This window comes from Enterobacter sp. DN (assembly GCF_046054285.1).
Taxonomy (GTDB): Bacteria; Pseudomonadota; Gammaproteobacteria; order Enterobacterales; family Enterobacteriaceae; genus Enterobacter; species Enterobacter hormaechei_C.
This window is the reverse complement of the sequence record NZ_JBJJTG010000004.1, coordinates 260,089-285,300: the sequence shown is the minus strand read 5'-3', so window position 1 is coordinate 285,300 and position 25,212 is coordinate 260,089. Positions and strand designations below refer to the sequence as shown.

General features: G+C 56.3%; 24 protein-coding genes and 1 other annotated feature. Of the genes, 7 read left to right on the top strand and 17 right to left on the bottom strand.

Going from position 1 to position 25,212, the window contains the following annotated elements; genetic code table 11:
- The 3 genes from ACJTMZ_RS12265 to tal form a co-directional block, all read right to left on the bottom strand.
- A partial coding sequence (locus tag ACJTMZ_RS12265; RefSeq protein WP_045342101.1) for an MFS transporter occupies nucleotides 1–1,284 on the bottom strand: 1,284 nt, incomplete at its 3' end.
- Nucleotides 1,285–1,406: 122 nt separating this feature from the next.
- On the bottom strand, nucleotides 1,407–1,994 hold the full coding sequence (gene mog / locus ACJTMZ_RS12260; RefSeq protein WP_003856479.1) for a molybdopterin adenylyltransferase: 588 nt from the start codon (nucleotides 1,992–1,994) through the stop codon (nucleotides 1,407–1,409).
- A 110-nt stretch (nucleotides 1,995–2,104) separates the two neighbouring features.
- Nucleotides 2,105–3,058, bottom strand: a complete 954-nt coding sequence (tal, locus tag ACJTMZ_RS12255; RefSeq protein WP_003856481.1) for a transaldolase — start codon at nucleotides 3,056–3,058, stop codon at nucleotides 2,105–2,107.
- 262 nt (nucleotides 3,059–3,320) lie between these two features.
- Between tal and ACJTMZ_RS12250 the strand changes: the two genes are divergently transcribed.
- Both ACJTMZ_RS12250 and yaaA read left to right on the top strand, forming a co-directional pair.
- Nucleotides 3,321–4,754 (top strand): sodium:alanine symporter family protein, encoded by a 1,434-nt coding sequence (locus tag ACJTMZ_RS12250; RefSeq protein ID WP_017383821.1) that lies wholly within the window; start codon nucleotides 3,321–3,323, stop codon nucleotides 4,752–4,754.
- Nucleotides 4,755–4,820: 66 nt separating this feature from the next.
- Nucleotides 4,821–5,594, top strand: coding sequence for a peroxide stress protein YaaA (yaaA, locus tag ACJTMZ_RS12245; protein WP_015572628.1), 774 nt, complete (start codon nucleotides 4,821–4,823; stop codon nucleotides 5,592–5,594).
- Nucleotides 5,595–5,626: 32 nt separating this feature from the next.
- Here yaaA and ACJTMZ_RS12240 read toward each other — a convergent pair whose 3' ends face one another.
- The 7 genes from ACJTMZ_RS12240 to yjjY all read right to left on the bottom strand — a co-directional run bounded on the left by ACJTMZ_RS12240 (nucleotide 5,627) and on the right by yjjY (nucleotide 12,434).
- Nucleotides 5,627–5,914 (bottom strand): DUF2502 domain-containing protein, encoded by a 288-nt coding sequence (locus tag ACJTMZ_RS12240; protein ID WP_015572627.1) that lies wholly within the window; start codon nucleotides 5,912–5,914, stop codon nucleotides 5,627–5,629.
- 248 nt (nucleotides 5,915–6,162) lie between these two features.
- Nucleotides 6,163–7,449, bottom strand: a complete 1,287-nt coding sequence (gene thrC, locus ACJTMZ_RS12235; RefSeq protein WP_015572626.1) for a threonine synthase — start codon at nucleotides 7,447–7,449, stop codon at nucleotides 6,163–6,165.
- A 3-nt stretch (nucleotides 7,450–7,452) separates the two neighbouring features.
- Entirely contained in the window at nucleotides 7,453–8,382 is a 930-nt protein-coding gene (gene thrB / locus ACJTMZ_RS12230) for a homoserine kinase (RefSeq protein ID WP_022650380.1), read from the bottom strand.
- Between the two features lies 1 nt (nucleotide 8,383).
- Nucleotides 8,384–10,846 (bottom strand): bifunctional aspartate kinase/homoserine dehydrogenase I, encoded by a 2,463-nt coding sequence (thrA, locus tag ACJTMZ_RS12225; RefSeq protein ID WP_047364747.1) that lies wholly within the window; start codon nucleotides 10,844–10,846, stop codon nucleotides 8,384–8,386.
- 24 nt (nucleotides 10,847–10,870) lie between these two features.
- Nucleotides 10,871–10,988, bottom strand: a sequence feature (Thr leader region).
- Nucleotides 10,927–10,995 (bottom strand): thr operon leader peptide, encoded by a 69-nt coding sequence (gene thrL, locus ACJTMZ_RS12220; RefSeq protein WP_015572623.1) that lies wholly within the window; start codon nucleotides 10,993–10,995, stop codon nucleotides 10,927–10,929. Its footprint overlaps the feature before it by 62 nt.
- Nucleotides 10,996–11,201: 206 nt before the next feature.
- Nucleotides 11,202–11,894: a tRNA/rRNA methyltransferase gene (locus tag ACJTMZ_RS12215; protein ID WP_047364749.1), complete on the bottom strand. Its 693-nt coding sequence runs from the start codon at nucleotides 11,892–11,894 to the stop codon at nucleotides 11,202–11,204.
- Between the two features lie 399 nt (nucleotides 11,895–12,293).
- Complete coding sequence (gene yjjY / locus ACJTMZ_RS12210) at nucleotides 12,294–12,434, bottom strand: protein YjjY (RefSeq protein ID WP_001541509.1); 141 nt, start codon at nucleotides 12,432–12,434, stop codon at nucleotides 12,294–12,296.
- Nucleotides 12,435–12,529: 95 nt separating this feature from the next.
- Between yjjY and arcA the strand changes: the two genes are divergently transcribed.
- Nucleotides 12,530–13,246 (top strand): two-component system response regulator ArcA, encoded by a 717-nt coding sequence (gene arcA / locus ACJTMZ_RS12205; protein WP_003856501.1) that lies wholly within the window; start codon nucleotides 12,530–12,532, stop codon nucleotides 13,244–13,246.
- Between the two features lie 48 nt (nucleotides 13,247–13,294).
- Here arcA and creA read toward each other — a convergent pair whose 3' ends face one another.
- Nucleotides 13,295–13,765: a protein CreA gene (creA, locus tag ACJTMZ_RS12200; RefSeq protein WP_032103047.1), complete on the bottom strand. Its 471-nt coding sequence runs from the start codon at nucleotides 13,763–13,765 to the stop codon at nucleotides 13,295–13,297.
- A gap of 214 nt (nucleotides 13,766–13,979) precedes the next feature.
- Between creA and robA the strand changes: the two genes are divergently transcribed.
- Nucleotides 13,980–14,849: an MDR efflux pump AcrAB transcriptional activator RobA gene (gene robA / locus ACJTMZ_RS12195; protein ID WP_003856504.1), complete on the top strand. Its 870-nt coding sequence runs from the start codon at nucleotides 13,980–13,982 to the stop codon at nucleotides 14,847–14,849.
- Here robA and gpmB read toward each other — a convergent pair.
- A complete protein-coding gene (gene gpmB / locus ACJTMZ_RS12190) occupies nucleotides 14,846–15,493 on the bottom strand; it encodes a 2,3-diphosphoglycerate-dependent phosphoglycerate mutase GpmB (RefSeq protein ID WP_006810187.1) in 648 nt (215 codons plus the stop codon). The two genes, robA and gpmB, sit on opposite strands and share 4 nt — an antisense overlap.
- Before the next feature lie 48 nt (nucleotides 15,494–15,541).
- Here gpmB and yjjX point away from each other — a divergent pair, with 48 nt between their 5' ends.
- Nucleotides 15,542–16,057 (top strand): inosine/xanthosine triphosphatase, encoded by a 516-nt coding sequence (gene yjjX, locus ACJTMZ_RS12185; protein WP_015572619.1) that lies wholly within the window; start codon nucleotides 15,542–15,544, stop codon nucleotides 16,055–16,057.
- Between the two features lie 27 nt (nucleotides 16,058–16,084).
- Here the strand turns inward: yjjX and trpR are convergent, their stop codons facing one another.
- Together trpR and sltY are read right to left on the bottom strand one after the other, a co-directional pair.
- Nucleotides 16,085–16,414, bottom strand: a complete 330-nt coding sequence (gene trpR, locus ACJTMZ_RS12180) for a trp operon repressor (protein ID WP_003856511.1) — start codon at nucleotides 16,412–16,414, stop codon at nucleotides 16,085–16,087.
- A 55-nt stretch (nucleotides 16,415–16,469) separates the two neighbouring features.
- A complete protein-coding gene (gene sltY, locus ACJTMZ_RS12175) occupies nucleotides 16,470–18,407 on the bottom strand; it encodes a murein transglycosylase (protein WP_045339643.1) in 1,938 nt (645 codons plus the stop codon).
- A 226-nt stretch (nucleotides 18,408–18,633) separates the two neighbouring features.
- Here sltY and ettA point away from each other — a divergent pair, with 226 nt between their 5' ends.
- Nucleotides 18,634–20,301, top strand: coding sequence for an energy-dependent translational throttle protein EttA (ettA, locus tag ACJTMZ_RS12170; protein WP_006810191.1), 1,668 nt, complete (start codon nucleotides 18,634–18,636; stop codon nucleotides 20,299–20,301).
- 127 nt (nucleotides 20,302–20,428) lie between these two features.
- Here the strand turns inward: ettA and ACJTMZ_RS12165 are convergent, their stop codons facing one another.
- The gene (locus ACJTMZ_RS12165; RefSeq protein ID WP_252010799.1) at nucleotides 20,429–21,328 is read right to left on the bottom strand and encodes a LysR substrate-binding domain-containing protein; all 900 of its coding nucleotides are present in this window, start codon (nucleotides 21,326–21,328) and stop codon (nucleotides 20,429–20,431) included.
- A gap of 108 nt (nucleotides 21,329–21,436) precedes the next feature.
- Between ACJTMZ_RS12165 and ACJTMZ_RS12160 the strand changes: the two genes are divergently transcribed.
- Nucleotides 21,437–22,438: a zinc-binding alcohol dehydrogenase family protein gene (locus ACJTMZ_RS12160; RefSeq protein WP_047364751.1), complete on the top strand. Its 1,002-nt coding sequence runs from the start codon at nucleotides 21,437–21,439 to the stop codon at nucleotides 22,436–22,438.
- Between the two features lie 83 nt (nucleotides 22,439–22,521).
- Here the strand turns inward: ACJTMZ_RS12160 and nadR are convergent, their stop codons facing one another.
- Both nadR and radA read right to left on the bottom strand, forming a co-directional pair.
- On the bottom strand, nucleotides 22,522–23,754 hold the full coding sequence (gene nadR, locus ACJTMZ_RS12155) for a multifunctional transcriptional regulator/nicotinamide-nucleotide adenylyltransferase/ribosylnicotinamide kinase NadR (protein ID WP_023303055.1): 1,233 nt from the start codon (nucleotides 23,752–23,754) through the stop codon (nucleotides 22,522–22,524).
- Between the two features lie 35 nt (nucleotides 23,755–23,789).
- Nucleotides 23,790–25,175, bottom strand: a complete 1,386-nt coding sequence (radA, locus tag ACJTMZ_RS12150) for a DNA repair protein RadA (RefSeq protein ID WP_017383829.1) — start codon at nucleotides 25,173–25,175, stop codon at nucleotides 23,790–23,792.
- Nucleotides 25,176–25,212 lie beyond the last annotated feature (37 nt).

Genomic DNA, 25,212 nt, shown 5'->3' with positions numbered 1-25,212 from the left:
CGCGTCGCGGGCACGACGTCCCTCTGACTGGCGAAGCCACACCCCCAAAACCAGTCCCATCAGCGATAACGCCAGCACGTACCACGCAGGTGCAAGGGGTGACACCCCCATCAACACCGTCACCACAATCGGGGTCAGCCCACCGAAAATGGCATACGAGACATTATAAGAGAAAGAGATCCCAGTGAAGCGTACCTCCGGCGGGAAGGCGCGGACCATTACGTACGGTACGGCGCCAACGACGCCCACGCACAGCCCGACGACACCGTACAGCAGGAACAGCTGTTCAGGATGGGTGCCCGCAAGATGATAAAATGCCCAGCTCGACGCGGCCAGAAGCAAACTGCCGACAATAAAGGTCGCGCTTGCGCCGAAACGATCCGCCGCCAGCCCGGCGGCCAGACAACCAAAGCAGAGCATAATTGTCGCGATACTGTTCGCCTGTAACGTCACGGCAGGCGCAAAACCGTACTGTTTTTGCAGCCAGACCGGCGACATCAAAATGACCACCACGATCCCCGCAGACAGCAGCCAGGTCAGAAGCATCGACACCACTACCGCTTTTTTATGCCGCACTACTACGGTTTTCACCGGCAGTTCTTGCGCCAGCGCCTTCCGCTGCTGCATTTCCAGAAATATTGGCGTCTCCTGCAACCAGCGTCGCAGGTACATTGCCACCAGCCCAAACGCCCCGCCCAGCAGGAACGGTATACGCCAGCCCCAGTCGTGAACGGCCTGTTGCGTCATGCTGGTATTGATGATGGTTGCAACCACGGAGCCAAGCAGGATCCCGATCGTCAGCCCTGCGGTCAGCGTTCCGCACGCAATGCCGATGCGGCGCACCGGGACGTGCTCAGCGACAAACACCCAGGCGCCAGGCACTTCCCCGCCGATGGCCGCGCCCTGGAGAATACGCATCAGCAGCAGCAATAACGGGGCGATAATGCCCATCGACTCATAGGTAGGCAAAAGCCCAATCGCCAGCGTCGGCACGGCCATAAGCAGGATGCTGAGGGTAAACATCTTCTTGCGCCCGACCAGATCGCCAAAGTGCGCCATGACAATGCCGCCCAGCGGACGCGCCAGATAGCCGGCAGCGAAAATGCCGAAGGTTTGTACCTGACGCAGCCATTCCGGAATATCCGCCGGGAAAAACAGCGCCCCCACAACGGCGGCGAAGAAGACAAAGATGATGAAGTCGTAAAACTCCAGCGCGCCGCCCAGGGCAGCGAGCGTGAGGGTTTTGTAGTCCTGTCGATTCAGAGGTCGGGTGTTATGTGACATAGCGAACCATTGTGCATGTGTTGTGGATTATTTTTTACAGCAATCGTAAAGAAAAAATTACTATATCGTAAATCCATTTACACGCTACCGCGGCTGGCGCTAATGTCACATTTTAAAGAATTTCAGGAGATTGTTTCGCGGCGAGCGCTTTTAGGGCGAAATGCTGCTACCACGTTGCCGTCAGTTTCCACATACGGACCGTCAAGCAGTTGTATACAATACGGTACACTTGCAAAGATACCGTGGACGATAACGCTGCCGTCCTCGGCTTTTACCCCTTCCAACGTCTCTTTTATCGACTTCGGCTGCCCCGGCAGGTTCAGGATCAGCGCCTGTTTGCGGATCACCCCGACCTGACGGGAAAGAATGGCCGTCGGGACAAAGTGTAGACTGATCTGGCGCATCTGCTCACCGAAGCCCGGCATTTCACGATCGGCGATAGCCAGCGTCGCGTCCGGCGTTACATCGCGGCGCGCGGGGCCGGTTCCGCCCGTCGTCAGCACCAGGTGGCAGCTCATCTCATCCACCAGTTCACACAGGGTTTGCTCGATGATCGGCTGCTCGTCCGGGATCAGGCGAGTCTGGATCTCAAACGGGGTAGTGAGCGCGCTGCCCAGCCACGCTTCCAGAGCAGGGATGCCTTTATCCTGATAAACACCGCTGGAGGCGCGGTCAGAAATCGACACTAAGCCGATGCGTAAGGTATTCATATCCATTCCATTCAAAAAGTACTGGTTAAAGGGAATGATACACGCAGAGAGAAAATTCAGACAGAGGCGGGGGAAAGAGGCGTGACCGGGAACCCGGTCACGCAGAATGATTACAGCAGGTCGCCGATCATTTTTTCCAGTTTTTCCTGGTCGATAGCAAACTTACGGATACCGTCCGCCAGCTTGTCTACCGCCATTGGATCCTGGTTGTGCTGCCACAGGAACTCGGACTCGGTGATGCGCTCAGGGCGTGCTTTCACTTCGCCGGTGTAAGACAGTTTACGCTCGATAGCACCTTCGCTTTCTGCCAGCTCTTTCAGCAGCGCAGGAGCGATGGTCAGGCGGTCACAGCCAGCCAGCTCGATGATTTCGCCGACGTTACGGAAGCTTGCGCCCATAACAACGGTCTCATAGCCGTGCTGTTTGTAGTATTCGTAGATTTCAGTCACTGAAATCACGCCTGGGTCTTCAGACGCCGCGTACTCTTTCTTGTCGGTGTTGGCTTTGTACCAGTCCAGAATACGGCCCACGAACGGAGAAATCAGGTATACGCCAGCTTCGGCACATGCACGCGCCTGCGCGAAGGAGAACAGCAGAGTCAGGTTACAGTTGATGCCTTCTTTTTCCAGCTGCTCAGCAGCGCGGATGCCCTGCCAGGTAGACGCCAGTTTGATCAGGATACGGTCATTGCTGATGCCCGCATCGTTGTACAGTTTGATCAGGCGTTTTGCTTTTGCGATAGACGCTTCGGTGTCGTAGGACAGGCGAGCATCAACTTCGGTAGAGATACGGCCAGGAACGAGCTTCAGGATTTCCAGACCGATGTTCACTGCCAGTTTGTCAGTAGCATCCACAACCTGCTGCGCGCGGTCATTGCTCTGTGCTTTTGCCCAGGTCACCGCCTCGTCGATCAGTTTGCGATACTCAGGGATCTGCGCGGCGTTAAGGATCAGAGAAGGGTTGGTTGTGGCATCCTGCGGCTGGTACAGCTTCATTGCCGCGATATCTCCGGTGTCAGCGACGACAGTGGTGAACTGACGAAGGGAGGTCAATTTATCCGTCATGATAGTGTTTCTCTTTTAACGTGCCCTGGATAATTCACACTACCGACAGCTTGCCAGCAGCGGAAAAATGACAGGTTTACTTGTTAGGGGGATGTAACCGGTCTGCCCTGATGATAACACGAGTGAGAGGCAGCGCAACCGCAGACAGTGCGCTTAGGCAGAGTATGATAAACTCAGAATATTAACAGGCTGCTAAGTAACAGCATGCACAATCAGTGGTAGCGCTTACATATTCACTTTGGCATCAACAAGAGGGACGTTAGTGCCTGATTTCTTTTTCTTTATCAACGAAGTCCTCTGGGGTTCGATCATGATATACCTGCTTTCAGGAGCAGGTATCTGGTTTACGTGGCGCAGCGGTCTGATTCAGTTTCGCTATATCCGCAAATTTGGCAGAAGTCTGAAAAACAGCGTCACCCCACAGCCGGGCGGCCTGACCTCGTTTCAGGCGCTCTGTACCAGCCTGGCCGCGCGCGTCGGCAGCGGTAACCTGGCCGGTGTCGCGCTGGCGATCGGCGCGGGTGGTCCGGGCGCGGTATTCTGGATGTGGGTGACGGCGATTATCGGTATGGCCACCTCCTTTGCTGAATGCTCGCTTGCGCAACTCTACAAAGAAAAAGACGGCAAAGGTCAGTTTCGCGGCGGTCCCGCCTGGTATATGGCTCGCGGGCTGGGAATGCGCTGGATGGGCGTTCTGTTCTCGATCTTTTTGCTGATTGCCTATGGCCTTATTTTCAATACCGTTCAGGCAAATTCCGTCGCCCACGCGCTGCGCTTTGCCTTCAATTGTCCGGAGTGGCTGACGGGCGGCGCGCTTGCCCTTCTCACCCTGCTGACCATTGTGACCGGGCTCAAAGGGGTTGCCCGCCTGATGCAGTGGCTGGTTCCGCTGATGGCGCTGCTGTGGGTGTCCACCAGCCTGATGGTATGCGCGATACATATCGACGAGGTGCCGAACGTCATCGTCACCATTTTCCAAAGCGCGTTCGGCTGGCGCGAAGCGGCTTCCGGCGCGCTGGGTTACACCCTTAGCCAGGCACTCACGGCGGGTTTTCAGCGGGGTATGTTCTCCAACGAAGCGGGAATGGGCTCCACGCCGAATGCCGCCGCAGCGGCCGCATCCTGGCCTCCGCATCCCGCCGCGCAGGGCATTGTACAGATGATTGGCGTCTTCACAGACACCATTGTTATCTGCTCCGCCAGCGCGATGATAATGCTACTGGCCGGTGCCGCTGAACAACCGTCCGGTAGTACGGCAGGCATTCATTGGGTACAACAGGCGCTGGTCTCCCTCGTCGGCGGCTGGGGCGCGGGCCTTGTCGCACTTGTCGTGGGACTTTTTGCCTTTAGTTCCATTGCGGTGAACTATATCTATGCCGAAAACAACCTTATCTTCCTGAAAGTTGACTCGCGTCTGGCCCGCAACATCCTTCGCGCGGGCGTGCTGGCGATGGTGTTTGTAGGTTGCCTGCTCAGCATGCCGATGATCTGGCAAATAGCGGACGTCATTATGGCGCTGATGGCCATCACGAACCTGACGGCCATTTTGCTGCTTTCACCGGTTGTGGCGCTGATCGCGCGCGATTATCTGCGTCAGCGCAAGCTCGGCGTACAGCCCGTCTTTGACGCCTCACGCTATCCCGAAATCGAGTCACAAATTGCCCCTGGCACCTGGGATGATTTGCCGCGGCAATAACAGCTATCGATCAATTCAGGGCGATTTTTTGTTAAAGTCGCTCTAAATTTCCTGCAAGGACTGGATATGCTGATTCTGATTTCACCTGCCAAAACGCTCGACTACCAGAGCCCGCTCGCCACTGAGCGTTATACCCAGCCGGAATTGCTGGACTACTCGCAACAGCTGATCCACGAGGCGCGTAAGCTTTCGGCTCCGCAAATCGCTTCGCTGATGAGCATCAGCGATAAACTCGCCGACCTGAATGCCACCCGTTTTCATGAGTGGCAGCCTGACTTCACGCCCGCCAACGCCCGCCAGGCGCTGTTGGCCTTCAAAGGTGACGTCTACACTGGCCTGCAAGCAGAAACGTTTAGCGAAGCCGATTTCGATTTTGCCCAGCTGCATCTGCGCATGTTATCCGGCCTGTACGGGGTGCTGCGACCGCTGGATCTGATGCAGCCGTATCGTCTGGAGATGGGTATCCGCCTGGAAAACGCTAAAGGTAAAGATCTGTACCAGTTCTGGGGCGATGTCATTACCGACAAGCTTAACGCGGCGCTGCAAGCCCAGGGGGACAACGTGGTGATCAACCTGGCCTCCGATGAGTACTTCAAATCGGTGAAGCCGAAGAAGCTGGATGCGGACATTATCAAGCCGGTATTCCTCGACGAGAAAAACGGCAAATTTAAAGTGATCAGCTTCTACGCCAAAAAAGCGCGCGGTCTGATGAGCCGCTTCATCATTCAAAACCGTCTGACGAAGCCAGAGCAGCTCACTGGCTTTAACAGTGAAGGGTATTTTTTCGACGAGGCATCGTCAGGAAAAAACGAGCTGGTGTTTAAGCGTCACGAGCAATAAAAAGACAACCCCGCCAGCTGGCGGGGTTTGTGTTAATGGTGCTTCCGGTCCGGGCCCGGGCGACGATCGTCATGACGGTGGTGATCGTCACGATCGCGATGTTCATCGTGCGGACGCCAGTGGTTATCGCGCCAGTCATAGTGAGCTTTCCACCAGTCATGGTCGCGCCAGCGGCCGCCATCCCAGTAGTGCCCGTTATTATCCCGATCGCCAATTTGCAGTTTTACCGCTGGCACGAGGGTGATCTCAGCTGCCTGCACCGCCATGGGAGCGACCAGCATCAGTGAAAGCGCGATAAGTGCAGGTTTCAGTGTAGACATAGGTGACTCCTTATTCTTCTTGCCCAACGTGGGCCGATGTAAGGAGAGTACGTGATGGGGACGGGGGATGTTATTCTCTGCAATCCTAAACGCTAAGTGACCGCATTTATTGGGAATTTCTGCTTTTTTCCTGCTGTTTTTCTCCTTAATTTCTTCACAAAAAAGCCGGGTGGCGCTGCGCTTACCCGGCCTACGATGAGTTCGCCGTTGTAGGCCCGGTAAGGCGAAGCCGCCACCGGGCAGCACAATCACGCTCGGGTCATCATCAGCTTACGCAGCGCGGCAAAGTCTGCGGGCAGCTCATGAGACAGCAGCGGCAGGTCGGCGCGATCGGCCAGCTCTTTTGGCAGCGGCAGCGTTTCCCCCAGGATCGCTTCCACGCTCTCTTTGAACTTGGCCGGATGGGCGGTGCCGAGGAACAGGCCATACTCACCCGGTTGAAGCTGATCGCGCAGGGCACGATAGGCAATCGCCGCGTGCGGCTCAGAGGTATAGCCCACCGCTTTCAGCTCGCGCATGGTGGCTTTAGTGGTTTCGTCCGTCACCGCTGCGTAACCCAGATCGCCCAGACGCCAGACCTTACGGCGGAACAGCTCTTCCACACGCGGCCAGTTGTTAGGCTGTGACACATCCATCGCATTGGAGAGCGTGGCCTGAGTCGCGTTCGGCGCCCATTTTCCGTCCTTCAGGAAACGCGGCACGGTGTCGTTGGCGTTGGTGGCGGCGATAAAGCGCTTCACCGGCAGGCCGAGTGATTTCGCCAGCAGGCCTGCCGTCAGGTCGCCGAAGTTCCCACTTGGCACGGAAACCACCAGCTGATTGCGCGCGTCCTGCGGCAGCTGCGCCACCGCTTCGAAGTAGTAGCAGATCTGCGCCAGCAGACGGCTGATGTTGATGGAGTTGGCAGAGTTCAGCCCCAGCGCCGCCTTCAGCTCTTCGTCATCGAAGGCCTGCTTCACTAGCGCCTGACAGGCATCGAAATCGCCGTCGATCGCCACGGTTTCAATGTTGCCCCCAAGGGTGCAGAACAGTTTTTCCTGAAGCGGGCTGATTTTGCCTTTCGGATAGAGGATCACCACGCGGACGTTTTTCAGGCCGTAGAACGCATGGGCCACCGCCGCTCCGGTATCGCCTGAAGTCGCGGTAAGAATGGTCACCGGTTTGTCGCCGCTAATGTGGGTCAGCATCTGCGCCATAAAGCGACCGCCGAAATCTTTGAACGCCAGCGTCGGGCCGTGGAACAGCTCCAGACAACCAACGTCAGGCTCCACCTGCTTCACCGGCGCCGGGAAAGCAAACGCCGCACGCACGCGCTCTTCGAGCAGCTCCTGCGGGATTTCGTCGCCGATAAAGGCAGACAGAATTTTGGTGCTGCGGGTGACAAAGTCCTGCTTCAGCAGCTCATCGATTTCGGTCAGCTGAAATTCCGGCAGGTCGTGGGGGAAGAACAGCCCCTGATTTTTGCCAAGCCCCTGCGTTACCGCCTGCGCGAAGCTGACCTGCTCGTTATGATCTTTAAGGTTGTAGAGTTTCATTCGTTATCCCAGTACTCGTGCGCCAGCCGTGTCCAGACGGCAAATATGAACAAAGCCTTCCTGATTTTGCAGGTAGTGTTTAGAGAGCCAGTCCGCCACGCGCTGCGCGGTGTCTGGCTTGTCGCATAAGGCGAACAGCGTCGGGCCGGAGCCGGAGATGCCGCACGCCTGTGCGCCGATATCCATGGATGCCTGTCGCGCTTCGTTAAAGCCCGGCAGCAGCTTCGTGCGATACGGCTCGGCAATGACGTCTTTCATCAGTTTCGCCGCCAGCTGCGGCTGACGGGTGTAGCAGGCGTGAATAAAGCCCGCCAGATGACGCCCGTGGGCGATACAGTCCTGACGACGATACTGCGCCGGCAGGATCGCACGCGCTTCGGCGGTAGACACTTTAATGCCCGGATAGGCCAGCACCCACAGCCACTCATCAAACCCTGGCACCTGCTGGCTGATGATGCCATTTTCTTCAATCATCAGCTGCATGCCGCCAAGGAAGCACGGCGCCACGTTATCATAATGAATGCTGCCGGAGATGCGCCCTTCCAGCTCGCCCATCAGCGCCAGCAGACGGCTGTTGTTCAGCGGCTTGCCGCAATGCTCATTCATCGCCACCAGCGCGGCGACCACCGAGCAGGCGCTCGAGCCCAGCCCCGAACCAATCGGCATGCTCTTTTCCAGCGTCATGGCGACCGGCACGTTTTTGCCGATCTCCTGACAGAAGCGTTCCCAGCACTGATAAACGATATTCTCGCGCGGTTCAGACGGCAGCTTACTGGCGAAGCGGCCGATGTTATTCAGGCTGAAGCGCTCTGCCGCCTCAACCGTAACCGTATCGCCCAGCAGCGAACCGTCCACCGGCGTGACCGCCGCGCCCAGCACGTCAAATCCGACGCTCATATTGGCGCTGGAAGCCGGGGCATATACTTTAACCATCTTAAACTCCTAACTTCCATGACAGGGTACGCAGCAGATCGGCAAACACGCCCGCCGCCGTCACATCATTCCCTGCGCCATAGCCGCGAAGCACCAGCGGCAGTGGCTGATAATAATGGCTGTAGAACGCCAGGGCGTTCTCGCCGTTTTTCACCTTGTACAGCGGATCGTTGCCATCCACTTCGGCAATCTTCACCCGGCAGACGCCGTCTTCTTCAATGTTGCCAACATAGCGCAATACCTTACCTTCATCACGGGCTTTCGCAACGCGTGCGGCAAAGGCGTCGTCAAGCTGCGGCAACCTGGCCATAAAGGCGCTGACGTCACCGCTGTCATCAAATTCTGCTGGCAGCACCGGCTCAATCACGATATCCGAAAGCTCCAGCTCGCGGCCAGTTTCGCGCGCCAGGATCAGCAGCTTACGCGCCACGTCCATGCCGGAGAGGTCGTCGCGCGGATCCGGCTCGGTGTAGCCCAGCTCGCGCGCGGCGCGGGTGGCTTCCGACAAGCTCATCCCTTCGTCCAGCTTGCCGAAGATAAACGACAGGGAGCCGGAGAGGATGCCGGAGAAACGCTGTAGTTCGTCGCCCGCGTTGAGCAGGTTTTGCAGGTTCTCGATGACCGGCAGGCCCGCGCCCACGTTGGTGTCATACAGAAACTTACGGCGCGACTTACTCGCCGCCAGCCGCAGCTGGTGATAGTAATCCATCGACGAGGTGTTGGCCTTTTTGTTTGGCGTCACCACGTGGAAACCTTCGCGCAGGAAGTCGGCGTACTGATCGGCCACCGCCTGGCTGGAGGTACAGTCAACAATCACCGGGTTAAGCAGGTGATATTCTTTCACCAGGCGGATCAGGCGGCCCAGGTTAAATGGCTCTTTCGCCTCTTCCAGCTCCGCCTGCCAGTTTTCCAGATTCAGACCGTGGACGTTAGTCAGCAACGCTTTCGAGTTCGCAATGCCGCAAACGCGCAAATCGATATGTTTCTTCTTAAGCCACTCCTGCTGGCGCTTCACCTGCTCCAGCAGCGCGCCACCGACACCACCGACGCCCACCAGGAACAGCTCAATCACCTGGTCGGTGTTGAACAGCATCTGATGCACCACGCGCACGCCGGTAGTGGCGTCATCGTTATCCACGACAACGGAAATGGAACGCTCTGATGAGCCCTGGGCAATCGCCACGATATTGATATTGGCCCGCGCCAGCGCGGCAAAGAATTTGGCGGAGATACCGCGCAGGGTGCGCATGCCGTCGCCGACCACAGAGATAATCGCCAGACGTTCCTGAATCGAGAGCGGCTCCAGCAGCTCTTCTTTCAGCTCCAGATAGAACTCTTCTTCCAGCGCGCGGCGGGCACGCAGGCAATCACCCTGCGGAACGCAGAAGCTGATGCTGTATTCGGAAGAAGACTGCGTGATCAGCACCACAGAGATCCCGTTGCGGGACATAGCGGCAAAGACGCGTGCCGCCATGCCGACCATGCCCTTCATCCCCGGGCCGGAGACGCTGAACATCGCCATGTTATTGAGGTTAGAAATGCCTTTCACCGGCAGGTCATCTTCATCCGCGCTGGCGCCAATCAGCGTGCCCGGCGCCTGAGGGTTACCGGTATTCTTAATCAGGCAAGGGATTTGGAACTGGGCAATCGGGGAGATGGTACGCGGGTGAAGAACTTTAGCGCCGAAGTAGGAAAGCTCCATCGCTTCCTGGTACGACATCGACTTCAGCAGCCTGGCGTCCGGCACCTGGCGCGGATCGCAGGTATAAACGCCGTCGACGTCAGTCCAGATCTCACAACAGTCTGCGCGTAAACAGGCCGCCAGCACGGCAGCGGAGTAGTCAGAGCCGTTACGCCCCAGCACCACCAGTTCGCCCTTCTCGTTACCGGCGGTAAAGCCTGCCATCAGGATCATATGGTCAGACGGGATTTTGCTCGCCGCAATACGGCGTGTCGACTCGGCAATGTCGACGGTGGATTCAAGGTAGTGGCCCACAGCCAGCAGTTTTTCAACCGGATCGATGACCGTCACGTGGTGACCGCGCGCTTCCATCACGCCAGCCATGATGGCGATAGAGAGTTTTTCACCCCGGCAAATCAGCGCCGCGTTGATGCTGTCCGGGCACTGACCAAGCAGGCTGATACCGTGAAGAACGTGTTTAATCTGGGCAAATTCAAGTTCAACGGTGCTTTTCAGCTGCGCCAGCGGGAAACCAGGCTGGGCGTCGGCCAGCCCCTGAAGCAGATCGGCAAAGATACGCTCGGCGTCGCTGATGTTCGGTAGTGCATCCTGACCACCGATGGTTTTTTCAATCATCGCCACCAGGTGGTTCGTGATTTTGGCCGGGGCAGAGAGCACGGTGGCAACCTGCCCCTGCCTGGCGTTGCTTTCCAGGATATCGGCAACACGCAGAAAACGTTCTGCATTTGCCACTGACGTACCGCCGAACTTCAACACTCGCATGGTTCTACCTCATTTCCTTTAGCCGAAAAAAAAGCCCGCACTGTTCAGGTGCGGGCTTTTTTCTGTTTTTCCTGTACGCGTCAGCCCGCATCGTTACCTGTGGTAATGATGATGGTTGTAGTAATGGTGGTGATGCTGATGCGTTTCATGGATGTTGTGTACTCTGTCATTATTATCTGTCTGTGCTCTATTCTTTTAGGGTTAAAGGATCGAGCCCCTTAAGTCAATGAATTTTTAATTCGATCACAATTCGAGATATTCTCACGTCCCGCTGCGGGCAGATTTATTTTCATCGGAATACCCCAGATGCAACCCCAGACATCAGCAGGATCGGCCATAATAAAAACCTATGACACTATTTTACTCGGCTAATTTTTTTTTCAATATCATGAAGCAATCGGTGCAGCATTGCCGTGTCGCGCTGCTCAAGACGCCCCAGGCGCTGCTGTAACCAGTCCACCATTTTTTGATCGTCAGCGACGCCCAACTGCTCAAGAAGGTTATTTGCACGAACACGCAGTGCCGCCAGCTGGTTTTCATCCGAAACTGTCACCGGTGGCTGAGAAATTTGTATTAAGGATGCTAATTGATAGCAATAGACCATCACCGCCTGCCCCAGATTGAGTGACGGATAATCCGCCACCATCGGCGCGCCCGTCAGCACGTCAGCCAGCTCCAGCTCTTCGTTAGTCAGCCCGGAATCTTCTCGCCCAAACACCAGCGCGGCTTTCTCCAGCCACTGGCTTTTCTCTTCCAGCATCGGCACCAGTTCAGCAGGCGTGGCGTAATAGTGAAACTTCGCCCGGCTGCGCGCGGTCGTCGCGACGGTAAACGAAATATCGTGGAGTGCGTCGGCGAGCGTAGCGTAAGTGGTTATATTATCGAGAATATCACCCGAACCGTGCGCCACCCAGCGCGCAGCAGGCTCCAGATGCGCCGTGCTGTCCACAATACGCAAATCGGTAAACCCCATAGTCTTCATGGCACGCGCCGCAGCGCCAATATTTTCAGCTCTTGCTGGTGCCACCAGCACAATCGACAGATGCATTTACGCTCTCTTTTTAATCAGTTAGCAGGTAAAAATGTGATTCAGTTCAACATATTACGCAGCGCGAATTTACAATTTTGCAACACAAATCACCGAAATAGCGTTTCATAACAATTAAAAAAAGCTAAACTATTTTGTGGCTGAACAATCAGTTAGAATGTTAACAGAAGTCCATTATCCTTATGTTTTGTAATGATAATGACCATATGAATACTCTTTTCTGATTGGATTCGTACCGTTTATCAATCAATGTCCGCAACTAGTTGGTTTATTGAAAAATTGTGACAAAGGCTAGCATTCAGCTACGATGATTTCATCAAACTGTTAACGTGCTACAATTGAACTTGATATATGTCAACGAAGCGTAGTTTTATTGGGTGTCCGGTGTCACTTAGCCTGTTATGTTGCTGTTAAAATGGTTAGGATGACAGCCGTTTTTGACACTGTCGGGTCCAAAGGGAAAGTACCCACGACCAAGCTAATGATGTTGTTGACGTTGATGGAAAGTGCATCAAGAACGCAATTACGTACTTTAGTCACGTTAAGCCGATCATGTTAATTTGCGACATGCATCAGGCAGGTCAGGGACTTTTGTACTTCCTGTTTCGATTTAGTTGGCAATTTAGGTAGCAAACATGCAGACCCCGCACATTCTTATCGTTGAAGACGAGTTGGTAACACGCAACACGTTAAAGAGCATTTTCGAAGCAGAAGGCTACGATGTCTTTGAAGCGACCGATGGCGCAGAGATGCATCAGATCCTTTCTGAAAATGATATCAACCTGGTGATTATGGATATCAACCTGCCGGGCAAAAACGGGCTTCTTCTGGCGCGCGAACTGCGTGAACAGGCGAACGTCGCGTTGATGTTCCTGACGGGCCGTGACAACGAGGTTGATAAAATTCTTGGTCTGGAAATCGGCGCGGATGACTACATCACCAAGCCGTTCAACCCTCGCGAGTTAACCATTCGTGCACGCAACCTGCTGTCCCGCACCATGAATCTGGGTACGGTAAGTGAAGAGCGTCGTAGCGTCGACAGCTACAAATTCAACGGCTGGGAACTTGATATCAATAGCCGTTCGCTGATTAGCCCGAACGGTGAGCAGTACAAACTGCCGCGCAGTGAATTCCGCGCGATGCTGCACTTCTGCGAGAACCCGGGCAAGATTCAGTCCCGTGCAGAACTGCTGAAGAAAATGACAGGTCGTGAGTTGAAGCCACACGATCGTACCGTTGACGTAACCATCCGCCGTATTCGTAAGCACTTCGAATCTACGCCGGATACGCCGGAAATCATCGCCACGATCCATGGTGAAGGCTATCGTTTCTGCGGTGACCTCCAGGAGTAATTCTCCCGTCACGCAGTAAAAAACGGCGCATTTGCGCCGTTTTTTTTATCAATGCCACGGCATAATCGGTACCGCGCTTATTGCGTTTTTCGGTGAGCCGTCCACGACTTTGTCGGAATAAGCCAGATAAGCCAGAGTGTTACGCTTCGCGTCATAAAAACGGACTACCTGTAGCTTTTTGAACACCAGCGAGGTCCGTTTCTGGAATACGACGTCGCCCTGCGCTTTGCCGTTTTTGATTTTATCACTCAATTCCACCGGGCCAACCTGCTGGCAGGAGATGGCCGCGTCAGACGTGTCTTCAGCCAGCCCCAGGCCGCCTTTAATCCCGCCGGTCTTTGCCCGGCTGACATAGCAGGTGACGTTTTTAACGTCCGGATCGTCAAAGGCTTCCACCACAATTTTGTGGTCCGGCCCAAACATTTTAAACACAGTATCCACGGAGCCAATTTGCTCCGCCTGTGCCACGCGCCCTGCCATCAGCGCCAGTGCTGTAAAGACTAAAACCTTGTATTTCATATTGTTACCATTCATAAAAATTACGCTGAGCGATTATTCAACAGGTTAGATAAAAATGTAGCAAGATCACAGGATTAGAATATATCCGCACATAAATCACTACAAAAAGCATTTATGCGCAAAAAAAACACTGAATGCTAAAACGTCAAAAAATGCTATTATCCGCTAACCTGTAAACAGGCACCTGCGGCAGTTTTAAGGATGAGGATAGTATATGGATCAGGCTGGAATTATTCGCGACCTGCTCACCTGGCTGGAAGGTCATCTCGACCAGCCTTTGTCACTGGATAATGTGGCGGCAAAAGCAGGCTATTCCAAGTGGCATCTGCAAAGGATGTTCAAGGATGTCACCGGTCATGCTATCGGTGCCTATATTCGCGCACGTCGTTTATCAAAGTCTGCTGTCGCGTTGCGCCTGACCGCGCGACCAATCCTGGATATTGCCCTGCAATATCGCTTCGATTCACAGCAAACCTTCACCCGCGCCTTTAAAAAACAGTTCTCGTTAACGCCAGCGCTTTATCGCCGCTCGCCGGACTGGAGCTCCTTTGGTATGCGTCCGCCGCTGCGTCTGGGCGAGTTTGCGATGCCAAAATATGAAATCATCACCCTGCCGGAAACGCACCTGGTCGGCACCACGCAGAGCTACTCCTGTTCCCTGGAGCAGATCTCCGAGTTCCGCCATCAGATGCGCGTTCAGTTCTGGCGCGAATTTTTAAGCCATGCTCCGGCGATCCCGCCGATTCTGTATGGCCTGAACGAAACGCATCCCAGCCAGGAAAAAGACGACGAGCAGGAGGTGTTCTATACCACGGCGCTGACGCCTGACATGGCGAACGGTTACATTCATGGCTCGAAGCCTGTCGTGCTGGAAGGCGGCGAGTATGTGATGTTCTCATACGAAGGTTTAGGAACGGGCGTTCAGGAGTTCATCCTGACCGTTTACGGGACCTGCATGCCGATGCTGAATCTGAATCGCCGTAAAGGTCAGGACATTGAGCGCTACTATCCGGCGCAAGATGCTAAACCGGAAGAAGGCCCTATCAATCTGCGTATGGAATTCCTGATTCCGGTACGTCGTTAACGCTGCAACTCATCCAGTGCAGGGGCATCAAGATGCGAAATGTCCCCTGCCATCTCAACTACCCACCCCGATGCCAGCCAGGCACTTTCCTGATAGTCGATACGGGAAATGGAACAGTTGCGCAGACGCAAACGGCGTTCGGCGTAAGCCGGCAGTCCCAGAATGGTGCTCACCAGGCAACCCAGCGCGATACCGTGGCTTACCAGCAGCGGTCGGCTACCTGCCGGGAGTTTCAGGCACTCGGCCAGCGCGGCATGCATGCGCACGCTCAGCTCCTGCATGGATTCCCCTTCAGGGATGCGACCATCTTCAGTGCCGTTCACCAGCGTGCGGCGCCAGCCTTCTTCGGTTTCCGTCAGCGTATCGATAGGACGTTTTTCCAGCACGCCCATATCCAGCTCGCGCAGACGCGGTTCGAGTGTCACGTCGCAGCCACAGGCATCGGCGATGATGCGTGCCGTCTGCTGCGTGCGGCCTAAATCACTGGAGATGACGTGAGTGATACCCAGCGTTCTGGCGCGCTCCGCCACCTGCCACGCTTGCTGCACACCTTTGTCGGTGAGAGGACTGTCTGACTGGCCTTGAATACGTCGCTCGGCGTTCCACTGCGTTTCACCGTGGCGAACAAGGTATACCTGTAACATGCTTTTTTTCCGTTATACTGCGATGAATTTTTTAAATCGAGCTTAATTATGCACCATGTTGTCTCTGCTACCACCAATCCTGCCAAAATTCAGGCAATTCTAAGGGCATTTGAAGAGATCTTCGGCGAAGGATCCTGCCATATTGACGCCGTCGGCGTCGAGAGCGGTGTGCCGGAACAGCCGTTTGGCAGCGAGGAAACACGCGCTGGCGCACGAAATCGCGTGGCGAATGCAAAAGCCGCCGCGCCAGACGCTGACTTTTGGGTCGCGATTGAAGCAGGCATCGACGAAGGGGCGACCTTCAGCTGGGTTGTCATCGAAAGCCGTGAGCAGCGCGGCGAAGCGCGTTCTGCCACGCTGCCGCTGCCGGAAGTCATACTGGAGAAAGTCCGCGCGGGTGAGGCGCTGGGGCCGGTAATGTCGCACTACACCGGCATTGATGAAATTGGTCGTAAAGAGGGGGCGATTGGCGTCTTTACGGGTGGCAAGCTTACGCGTTCAGGCGTTTACCACCAGGCCGTTATTCTGGCATTAAGTCCGTTCCATAACGCGATTTATCGTTAAGTTTGCAGGCCGGATAAGGCGAAGCCGTCATCCGGCGTTTTTCAGCAATACCGCTTCCAGCCACTGACGCAGTTCAACCGGCGCCGACTTCAGGCTGTTTGAACCACGGGTGATGGTCGCGATGCCCGCGCCCAGCTCGTTTTTCAGCTCGCGCTGGCTCATTTCGCCGCGCAGCAGTTCCTCAATAATGCGTACCCGCGTGCCCAGCGCTTCGCGTTCATCGGGCGTCAGCATCAGCTGTAGCAACGGTAAATGCAGATCTTTGTCGTAAGACTGGCGGAGCAACTCCACAAAACGAAGCCACTCCTGATGACGCTGTTCGGCCATGGCCGAGGAATACGGGGAATGCTGGGTCATGTTATGCTGCCTCTTGTACTCATTAGCGAGTACAGCATAACACAACCCGCGCCGATCAGTAACGTCTCTGCCACTCGGCATCGCTCATCAGGGTATCTTTCTGCCCCATGAAGTAGCGATAGTAGGCGTCATAAGCCAGCACATTCTTCACATAGCCGCGCGTTTCCGAGAACGGAATGCTCTCGACAAACGCCACGGCGTCGATGCGCCCTGCGCTGTTGCCAAGCCATGTCCGCACGCGGCCAGGCCCGGCGTTGTACGCCGCTGACGCGAAAATACGGTTATTACCGAACTGCTGATAGACGTACTGCAAGTAGCTGGTACCGATGTTGATGTTAGTCTCCGGATCCAGCAGCTGGGACGGGCTGCTGTAGCCTGGAATATTAAACATCTTCACCGTGTGCGTCGCGGTACCCGGCATAATCTGCATCAGGCCGCTGGCACCCACCGGAGAACGCACTTTCGGGTTCCAGGCGCTCTCCTGACGGGCAATGGCCATCGCATAGCTTTGCGGAATATCTTTGCCGCTGGTGTAGCGATCGAACAGATCCTTATAAGCCAGCGGGAAACGCTCTTCGAGATGATCCCACAGTTTGCCGGCGATCGTCGCTTGCACGCTCAGATCCCACCAGCGATTATCAAATGCATAGCGGGCAAGCTGCGCTTTCTCATCGGTGGTACGGCTGGTGACCAGATTCGCCCATTCGCTGCGCGCGGTATTATCCAGATTCCAGTACATCAGCTCGCGCACGCGCGCCATTTCCGGCCCCTGCGTCAGCGCCGGGTTCGCGTTGGCTGGCGCTTTGTCGATCTTCAGGGTGTACTCCTCGCCCAGACGCTGCGCCGCCGCCATCGGGTAGAATCCGCGCTGCTGCATCAGGGAGTGGAGGATCTCTTTGGCTTCATCTTCACGACCACGTTCCAGCAGCATGTCCGCCTGCCAGTAACGCCATTCATCTTTCTCTTTGGCATCCATCGGCAGACGCGCCAGCCAGGTATTGAGGCCACGACGATCGCCCGTTCCCAGCGCCATGCGCACGCGACGCTCCACCAGCGAGACAGAGTTCGAACGCATCACCGCATCGTCACGCCAGCGCGCCTGTTCGTCGGTGACATCTGTCCCCATCAGTCGCCATGCAACGATATCGCGCAGCTCCTGAGTTTGATCGTCATTAAGCTGCTGGGCCTGCACCAGCTGCGGGATCATCAGCCGGGCGTTTTCCACATCATCACGCGCCACGCTGGCAAAGGCCACCGCCGCCATCTGGCGGGTAAAATCGGTCGCGCCGGTGGTACGCGCAAACGTCAGCACGGTATTGGGATCGTTTGCCAGACCGATAACGGCAGACGCAATGGTCTGATAATCTGCGGGCATCTGGCCCGCCAGCACGGTGACCAGCCGGGTGTTTCCGGCCTTCATCGCCAGGCGAATACGTTCCAGGTAAGAGAGCGGATCCTGCTTGCCCGAGGCGCGCCAGGCGCTGAACAGCGGGTCACAGGCGTTTGGCTGGCTTTTGCCCGTCAACCACAGCTCTTTCGCGCCGGTCCAGGCTTCCTCCTGCTGACCGGTCGCCCATTTCGCATAATAGTAATTACACTGCGCTTCCGTCGCGCCCGGTTTATCCGGGCTGAAAGCCAGCAGGCCGCGCCAGTCTTCGCGGCGGGCCAGCTCGTTCACAAACCGGGACTTCAGGGTGCGCGCAGGCGGCAGGGTCGGGTTCGCCTGAATGAAGTTATTCACGGTGACGGTCGGTTGATTCATGAGATCGTCCGTGATCTGGCGATACTCAAGATACGGATACAGCGGATAATCCTTCAGCGTCGGCATCAGCGCCTGCACGGTATCCATCTGCTTGTTGTCCCATGCCTGTTTAATCTGGGCATAGCGGTTACGTTGTTCATCCAGTGAATCGGCATGCACCGCCTGGCTTACCGCCATTACGCATACGCTGGCAGCCAGCAGACGCCAGACCACCCGTTTGGCTTTTTCCACAAGCTCTTCCTCATTGTTTTTCGTCAGTTGCAGCGTCTTGCCACGTCAAAGTTACATCAACTTATGCTAACCAGGCATCCCACAACGCGCCACGTCATGGACACTTTTTTACCTTTCTTGCGCGTTTTAACACTCCCGACGTTCCTGGCTGGGATTAGGGCGTGAAAAAGGCTACACTTCGAGGCTGAAATTCATTCTCATCACGATAAAAGAGGCGAAGTCCAACGTGGCTCAATTCGTTTATACCATGCATCGTGTCGGCAAAGTTGTCCCGCCGAAACGTCATATTCTTAAAAATATCTCGCTGAGCTTCTTCCCGGGCGCAAAAATCGGTGTTCTGGGTCTCAACGGTGCCGGTAAGTCCACCCTGCTGCGCATCATGGCCGGCATCGATACAGACATCGAAGGTGAAGCCCGTCCGCAGCCTGGCATTAAGATCGGCTACCTGCCGCAGGAACCTCAGCTGAACCCGGAACACACCGTGCGTGAATCCGTTGAAGAAGCGGTATCCGAGGTGGTTAACGCGCTGAAAGGTCTGGATGAAGTGTATGCCAAATACGCCGAACCGGATGCGGACTTCGACAAACTTGCTGCACAACAGGGCAAGTATGAAGAGATTATCCAGGCGCACGACGGTCACAACCTGAACGTGCAGCTGGAGCGCGCGGCCGATGCCCTGCGTCTGCCGGACTGGGATGCGAAAATCGCTAACCTGTCCGGTGGTGAACGCCGCCGCGTGGCGCTGTGCCGCCTGCTGCTGGAAAAACCAGACATGCTGCTGCTCGACGAACCGACTAACCACCTGGATGCGGAATCCGTGGCGTGGCTGGAGCGCTTCCTGCACGACTTCGAAGGCACCGTTGTGGCGATTACCCACGACCGTTACTTCCTCGACAACGTCGCAGGCTGGATCCTGGAGCTGGACCGCGGCGAAGGTATTCCTTGGGAAGGCAACTACTCCTCCTGGCTGGAGCAGAAAGATCAGCGTCTGGCGCAGGAAGCTTCTCAGGAAGCGGCTCGTCGTAAGTCTATTGAGAAAGAGCTGGAGTGGGTGCGTCAGGGCGCGAAAGGCCGTCAGTCTAAGGGCAAAGCCCGTCTGGCACGCTTCGAAGAGCTGAACAACACTGAATACCAGAAACGTAACGAAACCAACGAACTGTTTATTCCACCTGGCGCACGTCTGGGGGATAAAGTGGTTGAAGTGACCAACCTGCGTAAGTCCTACGGCGACCGTCTGCTGATCGACGACCTGACCTTCTCCGTGCCGAAAGGTGCTATCGTTGGCATCATCGGTCCGAACGGCGCAGGTAAATCGACCCTGTTCCGCATGATGTCCGGTCAGGAACAGCCTGACAGCGGCTCTATCACCCTGGGTGAAACCGTGAAGCTGGCTTCCGTGGACCAGTTCCGCGACGCAATGGATAACAGCAAAACCGTGTGGGAAGAGGTTTCCGGCGGTCTGGATATCATGCGTATCGGCAACACCGAGATGCCAAGCCGCGCTTACGTTGGCCGCTTTAACTTTAAGGGCACTGACCAGGGCAAACGCGTGGGCGAGCTGTCCGGCGGTGAGCGCGGTCGTCTGCACCTGGCGAAGCTGCTCCAGGTTGGCGGCAACGTTCTGCTGCTTGATGAACCTACCAACGACCTGGACATCGAAACCCTGCGCGCGCTGGAAAACGCCCTGCTGGAGTTCCCGGGCTGCGCGATGGTTATCTCGCACGACCGCTGGTTCCTGGACCGCATCGCAACCCACATCCTGGACTACCAGGACGAAGGTAAGGTGGAGTTCTTCGAAGGTAACTTCACCGAATACGAAGAGTACAAGAAACGCACGCTGGGCGCAGACGCGCTGGAGCCGAAGCGTATTAAGTACAAGCGTATTGCGAAATAAAAGCAAAACGGCAACTTCGGTTGCCGTTTTTTATGTTTGTACCCTCTCCCCGTGGGAGAGGGCCAGGGTGAGGGCATCAGGCCGCACAGTGTGTAGGCCGGGTAAGGCGAAGCCGCACCCGGCTTTTTTATTTGCCCACGTAATACCGCTTCACCTCATCAAACTGCATCGCAAAGTCGATATAGCTCATCAGCGCAGGCGAATTGAGCTTACGGCTCGGGTAGGCCAGCCAGAGATCGTTTCCCTCAACGCTCCACGCCGACAGCACCTTCACCAGCGCGCCCTTTTCGATCTTATCTTCCAGCAGGAATGCGGGTAACAGCGTGATCCCCGCCCCGGCAATGGCGCATTCCCGGGCGTACACCAGGTTATCCGTCATGTGGGCGTTATCCGGCAGGTAGCGGTAATCCTCATTCTCGCTTCGCAGAAGCCACTCTGACCATGCCCGGTGCGTAATGCAGCGGTGATCCACCAGCTGTCGGGGATGGATTAACGGCGCCCGACGCGCCAGGTAGTGGGGCGAGGCCAGCATGTAGCGCGGACAGTGCCCAATCATGCGGCCAATCAGGGAAGAATCCTGCGGTTTGCCGGTGCGCAGCGCCACGTCAAAGCCAGACTCGACCAGATCCACCACATCGTCTGAGATCGACACATCCAGCGACACGTCCGGATAGCGAAGCTGGAACTCCGCATTCATATGCGCCAGCAGCGTCGCGCCAATTCCCGCCGGACAGGTGATCCGCAGCCGCCCGCTGGGGTTTTCGCGCAGCCGCTGAATGGCATACTCCGCGCGCTCGCTGGCCGCCAGCATTTCACGACAGTGCACCAGATAGTGTTTGCCCGCAAACGTCAGGCTTATTCTGCGCGTGGTGCGATTCAACAGACGGATCCCCACCTGTTGCTCCAGCTGGCTAATCCGCTGGCTGACGCTGGATTTCGGCAGTTCCGCCTTCTGCGCCGCCGCGGTAAAGCTGCCCATCTCAGCCACCAGCGCAAACAGCGCCATATCCTGAAGCTGTTTAAACATGATTGTTCACCCTGTACGAACGCTGAGTTCTGGATTGTCCATCTTATCATGCAGCTGACCACTTAATAGACTAGCCTCAACAAAACGCATGCCATTGAGGAGCACACCATGTCAGTGAAAGCCATTGCCGTTAACCCGGAAAATCCGTCCACCTTCGTTGAAATCACTCCGCCGATGCCGCAGCCCGGTGAACACGATCTGCTGGTGGAGGTAAAAGCCGTCTCCGTAAACCCGGTGGACACCAAGGTACATGCAGGCATTGCCAAAAGCGGACTGAAGGAGCCGCGCATTCTCGGGTGGGATGCCAGCGGTATCGTACAAGCCGTTGGGGCTGGCGTCACCGGATTCAAACCGGGTGACGAAGTGTGGTACGCGGGGGATATCACCCGTCCGGGCAGTAATACCACGCACCAGCTGATCGATGCGCGCATTGTCGGGCACAAGCCTGCAAGCCTTGACTGGGCCGCCTCGGCAGCACTGCCGCTGACGGCGCTTACCGCGTGGGAAGGCCTGTTTGAACGGCTGAAGATTCAGGATGCCGACGCAGATAAAACGCTGCTGATAATTGGCGGCGCGGGTGGAGTCGGATCGCTGGCGATCCCGTTTGCGAAGCACAACAGCAAGGTGAAGATCGTCGCAACCGCTTCACGAGAAGATTCCGCCCAGTGGTGTCGCGATCGCGGGGCTGACATTGTTGTAAATTACCGCGACCTGAAGGGTGAACTGGCGAAACAGGGGCTCACCTTTGTGGATTACATTTTTATCCTCAACGATACCGACGGGCACTGGGATGCGGTCAGCGATCTGATTGCCCCTCAGGGAGACATTTGTTCCATCGTTGAAAACGCGCATCCGCTGAACCAGGACAAGCTGAAGTCCAAATCTGCCGCCCTGCACTGGGAGTTTATGTACACCCGTAGCATGTACCAGACTGCGGATATGGCGCGTCAGGGTGAGATTTTAGATGAGGTGGCGAAGCTGGTGGATAACGGCGTGGTGGAAAGCTCGCTCAGCGAAACGCTGCACGGGCTAAGCGTGGAAAGCATTACCGAAGCGCACCGCAGGGTACTGGAGGGGCATATGCGTGGGAAGGTGGTGGTTGAGTATTGAGTGGACTGATTCCCTCACCCCGGCCCTCTCCCTTTGGGAGAGGGAGATTAAAGTCCCCTCTCCTGGTGGGAGAGGGGAAGTTATTAACCCTGCTCCCCCATCATCTCATTCACCAGCTCGACGCAGCGCAGGAAGCGGGAATCGTAGTCCGACTCTTCCACATGCACAAACTCAACGTTGTTCTCGTTAAGCATCTCTACCAGCATGGTCTGGAACTCCCGCCTGTCCACCGAGCTGCCCAGGCTGCGCATGCCGTCGGCCACCCATGGGGTGTTGTTTTCCAGCAGGATCACCAGATCAAAGCGGTATTCGTCAATCAGCGCCTGCACAAACGGGTGCTCGCGCCCTTCGTACTTTTTGCAGAACGCCTGCGTGGTGACGAAATCGGTATCAATAAAGGCGACTTTATTGGCGTATTTCACCGCAAAATCAATGTACTGGGCATGACCGAGCGCGATTTTATCGTAGTCGGAATACTGCAACGCCATCTCGTCGCCGCCAAGGTGTGAGAAGACGTAATCGCGGCCATACTCCCACGCACTGGTGGTATTGAAGATGTTAGCCAGCTTATTTACCAGCGTCGATTTCCCGCTCGACTCGCCGCCGAGGATCGCCACCGTACGCACGAAGAACGGCTTCACCTCGGTCGGGATGTAGTCCCAGTAACGGAACGGGTTCTCGCGGATCTGCGCCCCGCTGATGTTCATGAAGGTGCGTTTAGGATCGATCAGCACCGTCTCAATGCCCAGATGCTCACGGAACTGCGGCGCGTCGGACTCTTCAGAGGTGTAGATCCAGTTAGGCGCAATGCCCTTCTCTTCCATAAACGCTTTGATGCCGTTGCTCCACACGTCCCAGCCGTGCGGGTACGGTTCCATGCCCTCTTCGTTAAAAGCATGAATGCGTATATTTTTCTGGTACTTAAAGGTCTGAAGCAGCCAGCGCAGGCGGTCCGGCACGGTGGGCTGCTGCGACATGGCGCTGTCTTCAAACAGCTGGCGATCGCGGGTTTCATCATAACCCATGATGATATGCAGTTCGTCGACCTGGCTACAGGCGCGCTGGATCAGATAGATATGCCCGGTATGCAGCGGGTAGAACTTACCGAACACCACGCCAATGTTCTTTTGCATCCGCGGAAATTCAAGCCCCAGAAAACGGTGCAGCGCTTCCAGCTTCTGCGCGCTGGGGCTTTTGATTTTGGCGTTCAGCAGTTGGCTCAGATAGCCCTTGGTCATGCCGCTGGCGTCCGCCACCTGCTGCAACGTGCAGCCCTTCTGGCGGATAGCGGTCTTGATGTAGTCAAATGATGACATAAATTACGGTGCCTCCTGCAAAATCGAATACGTAATTATAAGTCGTCAAAGACATTTAACGCATCTGCGAGTTTTTTAACGCCAAAAACCTGCATCCCTTCCGGGATTTTTTTCGGCACGTTGGCGGCCGGAACAATCGCGCGGCGGAAGCCATGTTTTGCCGCTTCGGAGATACGCTCCTGACCGCTCGGCACCGGGCGGATCTCGCCGGCCAGCCCCACCTCGCCAAACACCACCAGATCCTGCGGCAACGGCCTGTCGCGCAGGCTGGAGACCATCGCCAGCAGCAGCGCCAGGTCCGCGCTGGTTTCCGTAACCTTCACCCCACCAACCACGTTGACGAACACATCCTGATCCGCCATTTGCAGACCGCCGTGACGGTGCAGCACCGCCAGCAGGATCGCCAGGCGGTTCTGTTCCAGACCGACCGCCACGCGCCGCGGGTTGCCCATCATCGATTGATCCACCAGCGCCTGAATTTCAACCAGCAGCGGACGCGTCCCCTCCCACAGCACCATCACCGAACTACCGGACGTGATCTCGTCGCCACGGCTCAGGAAGATGGCCGACGGGTTGCTGACTTCGCGAAGCCCCTGCTCGGTCATGGCAAACACGCCCAGCTCATTCACCGCGCCAAAGCGGTTTTTATGGCTGCGCAGGGTACGAAAACGGGAATCCGCATCGCCATCGAGCATCACCGAGCAGTCGATACAGTGTTCAAGCACTTTCGGTCCCGCCAGCGAGCCGTCTTTGGTCACATGACCAACCATCACAATCGCCACGCCGCGCGTTTTGGCAAAGCGCGTCAGGTAGGCCGCGGTTTCACGCACCTGCGCCACGCTTCCCGGTGACGACTGAATGTCAGCCATATGCATCACCTGAATGGAGTCAATCACCATCAGCTTCGGCTGCTCTTCTTCGGCGATCATGCAGATCTGCTCGATGCTGGTTTCCGAAAGCATATTCAGATTGCCGGTCGGCAGGCCGAGGCGGTGCGCGCGCATCGCCACCTGCTGAAGTGATTCTTCCCCCGTGACGTACAGGGTTTTCATCTGTTCGGCGAGCTTGCAGAGCGTTTGCAGCAGCAGGGTCGATTTACCCGCGCCCGGGTTACCGCCGATCAGAATGGCGCTGCCCGGCACTACGCCACCGCCGAGCACGCGGTCAAATTCTTTGAATCCGGTGGAAAAGCGCGGCAGCGCTTCCAGGCTGATATCCGAAAGTTTTTGTACCTTCGACACGCCTGCATTGCCCGCATAGCCGCTCAGCCGTTCATTGCGGGCCACGCTCGGCGAAGCCGCCACACCACGCACTTCGGTGATGGTGTTCCAGGCATGGCAGGCGCTGCATTGCCCCTGCCAGCGCGGATAATCCGCACCACATTCATTACAGACAAATGCGCGTTTTGGAGCTTTCGCCACGGTTTACCTCGTTATTTCTGTGCGGTCTGCGCGCCGG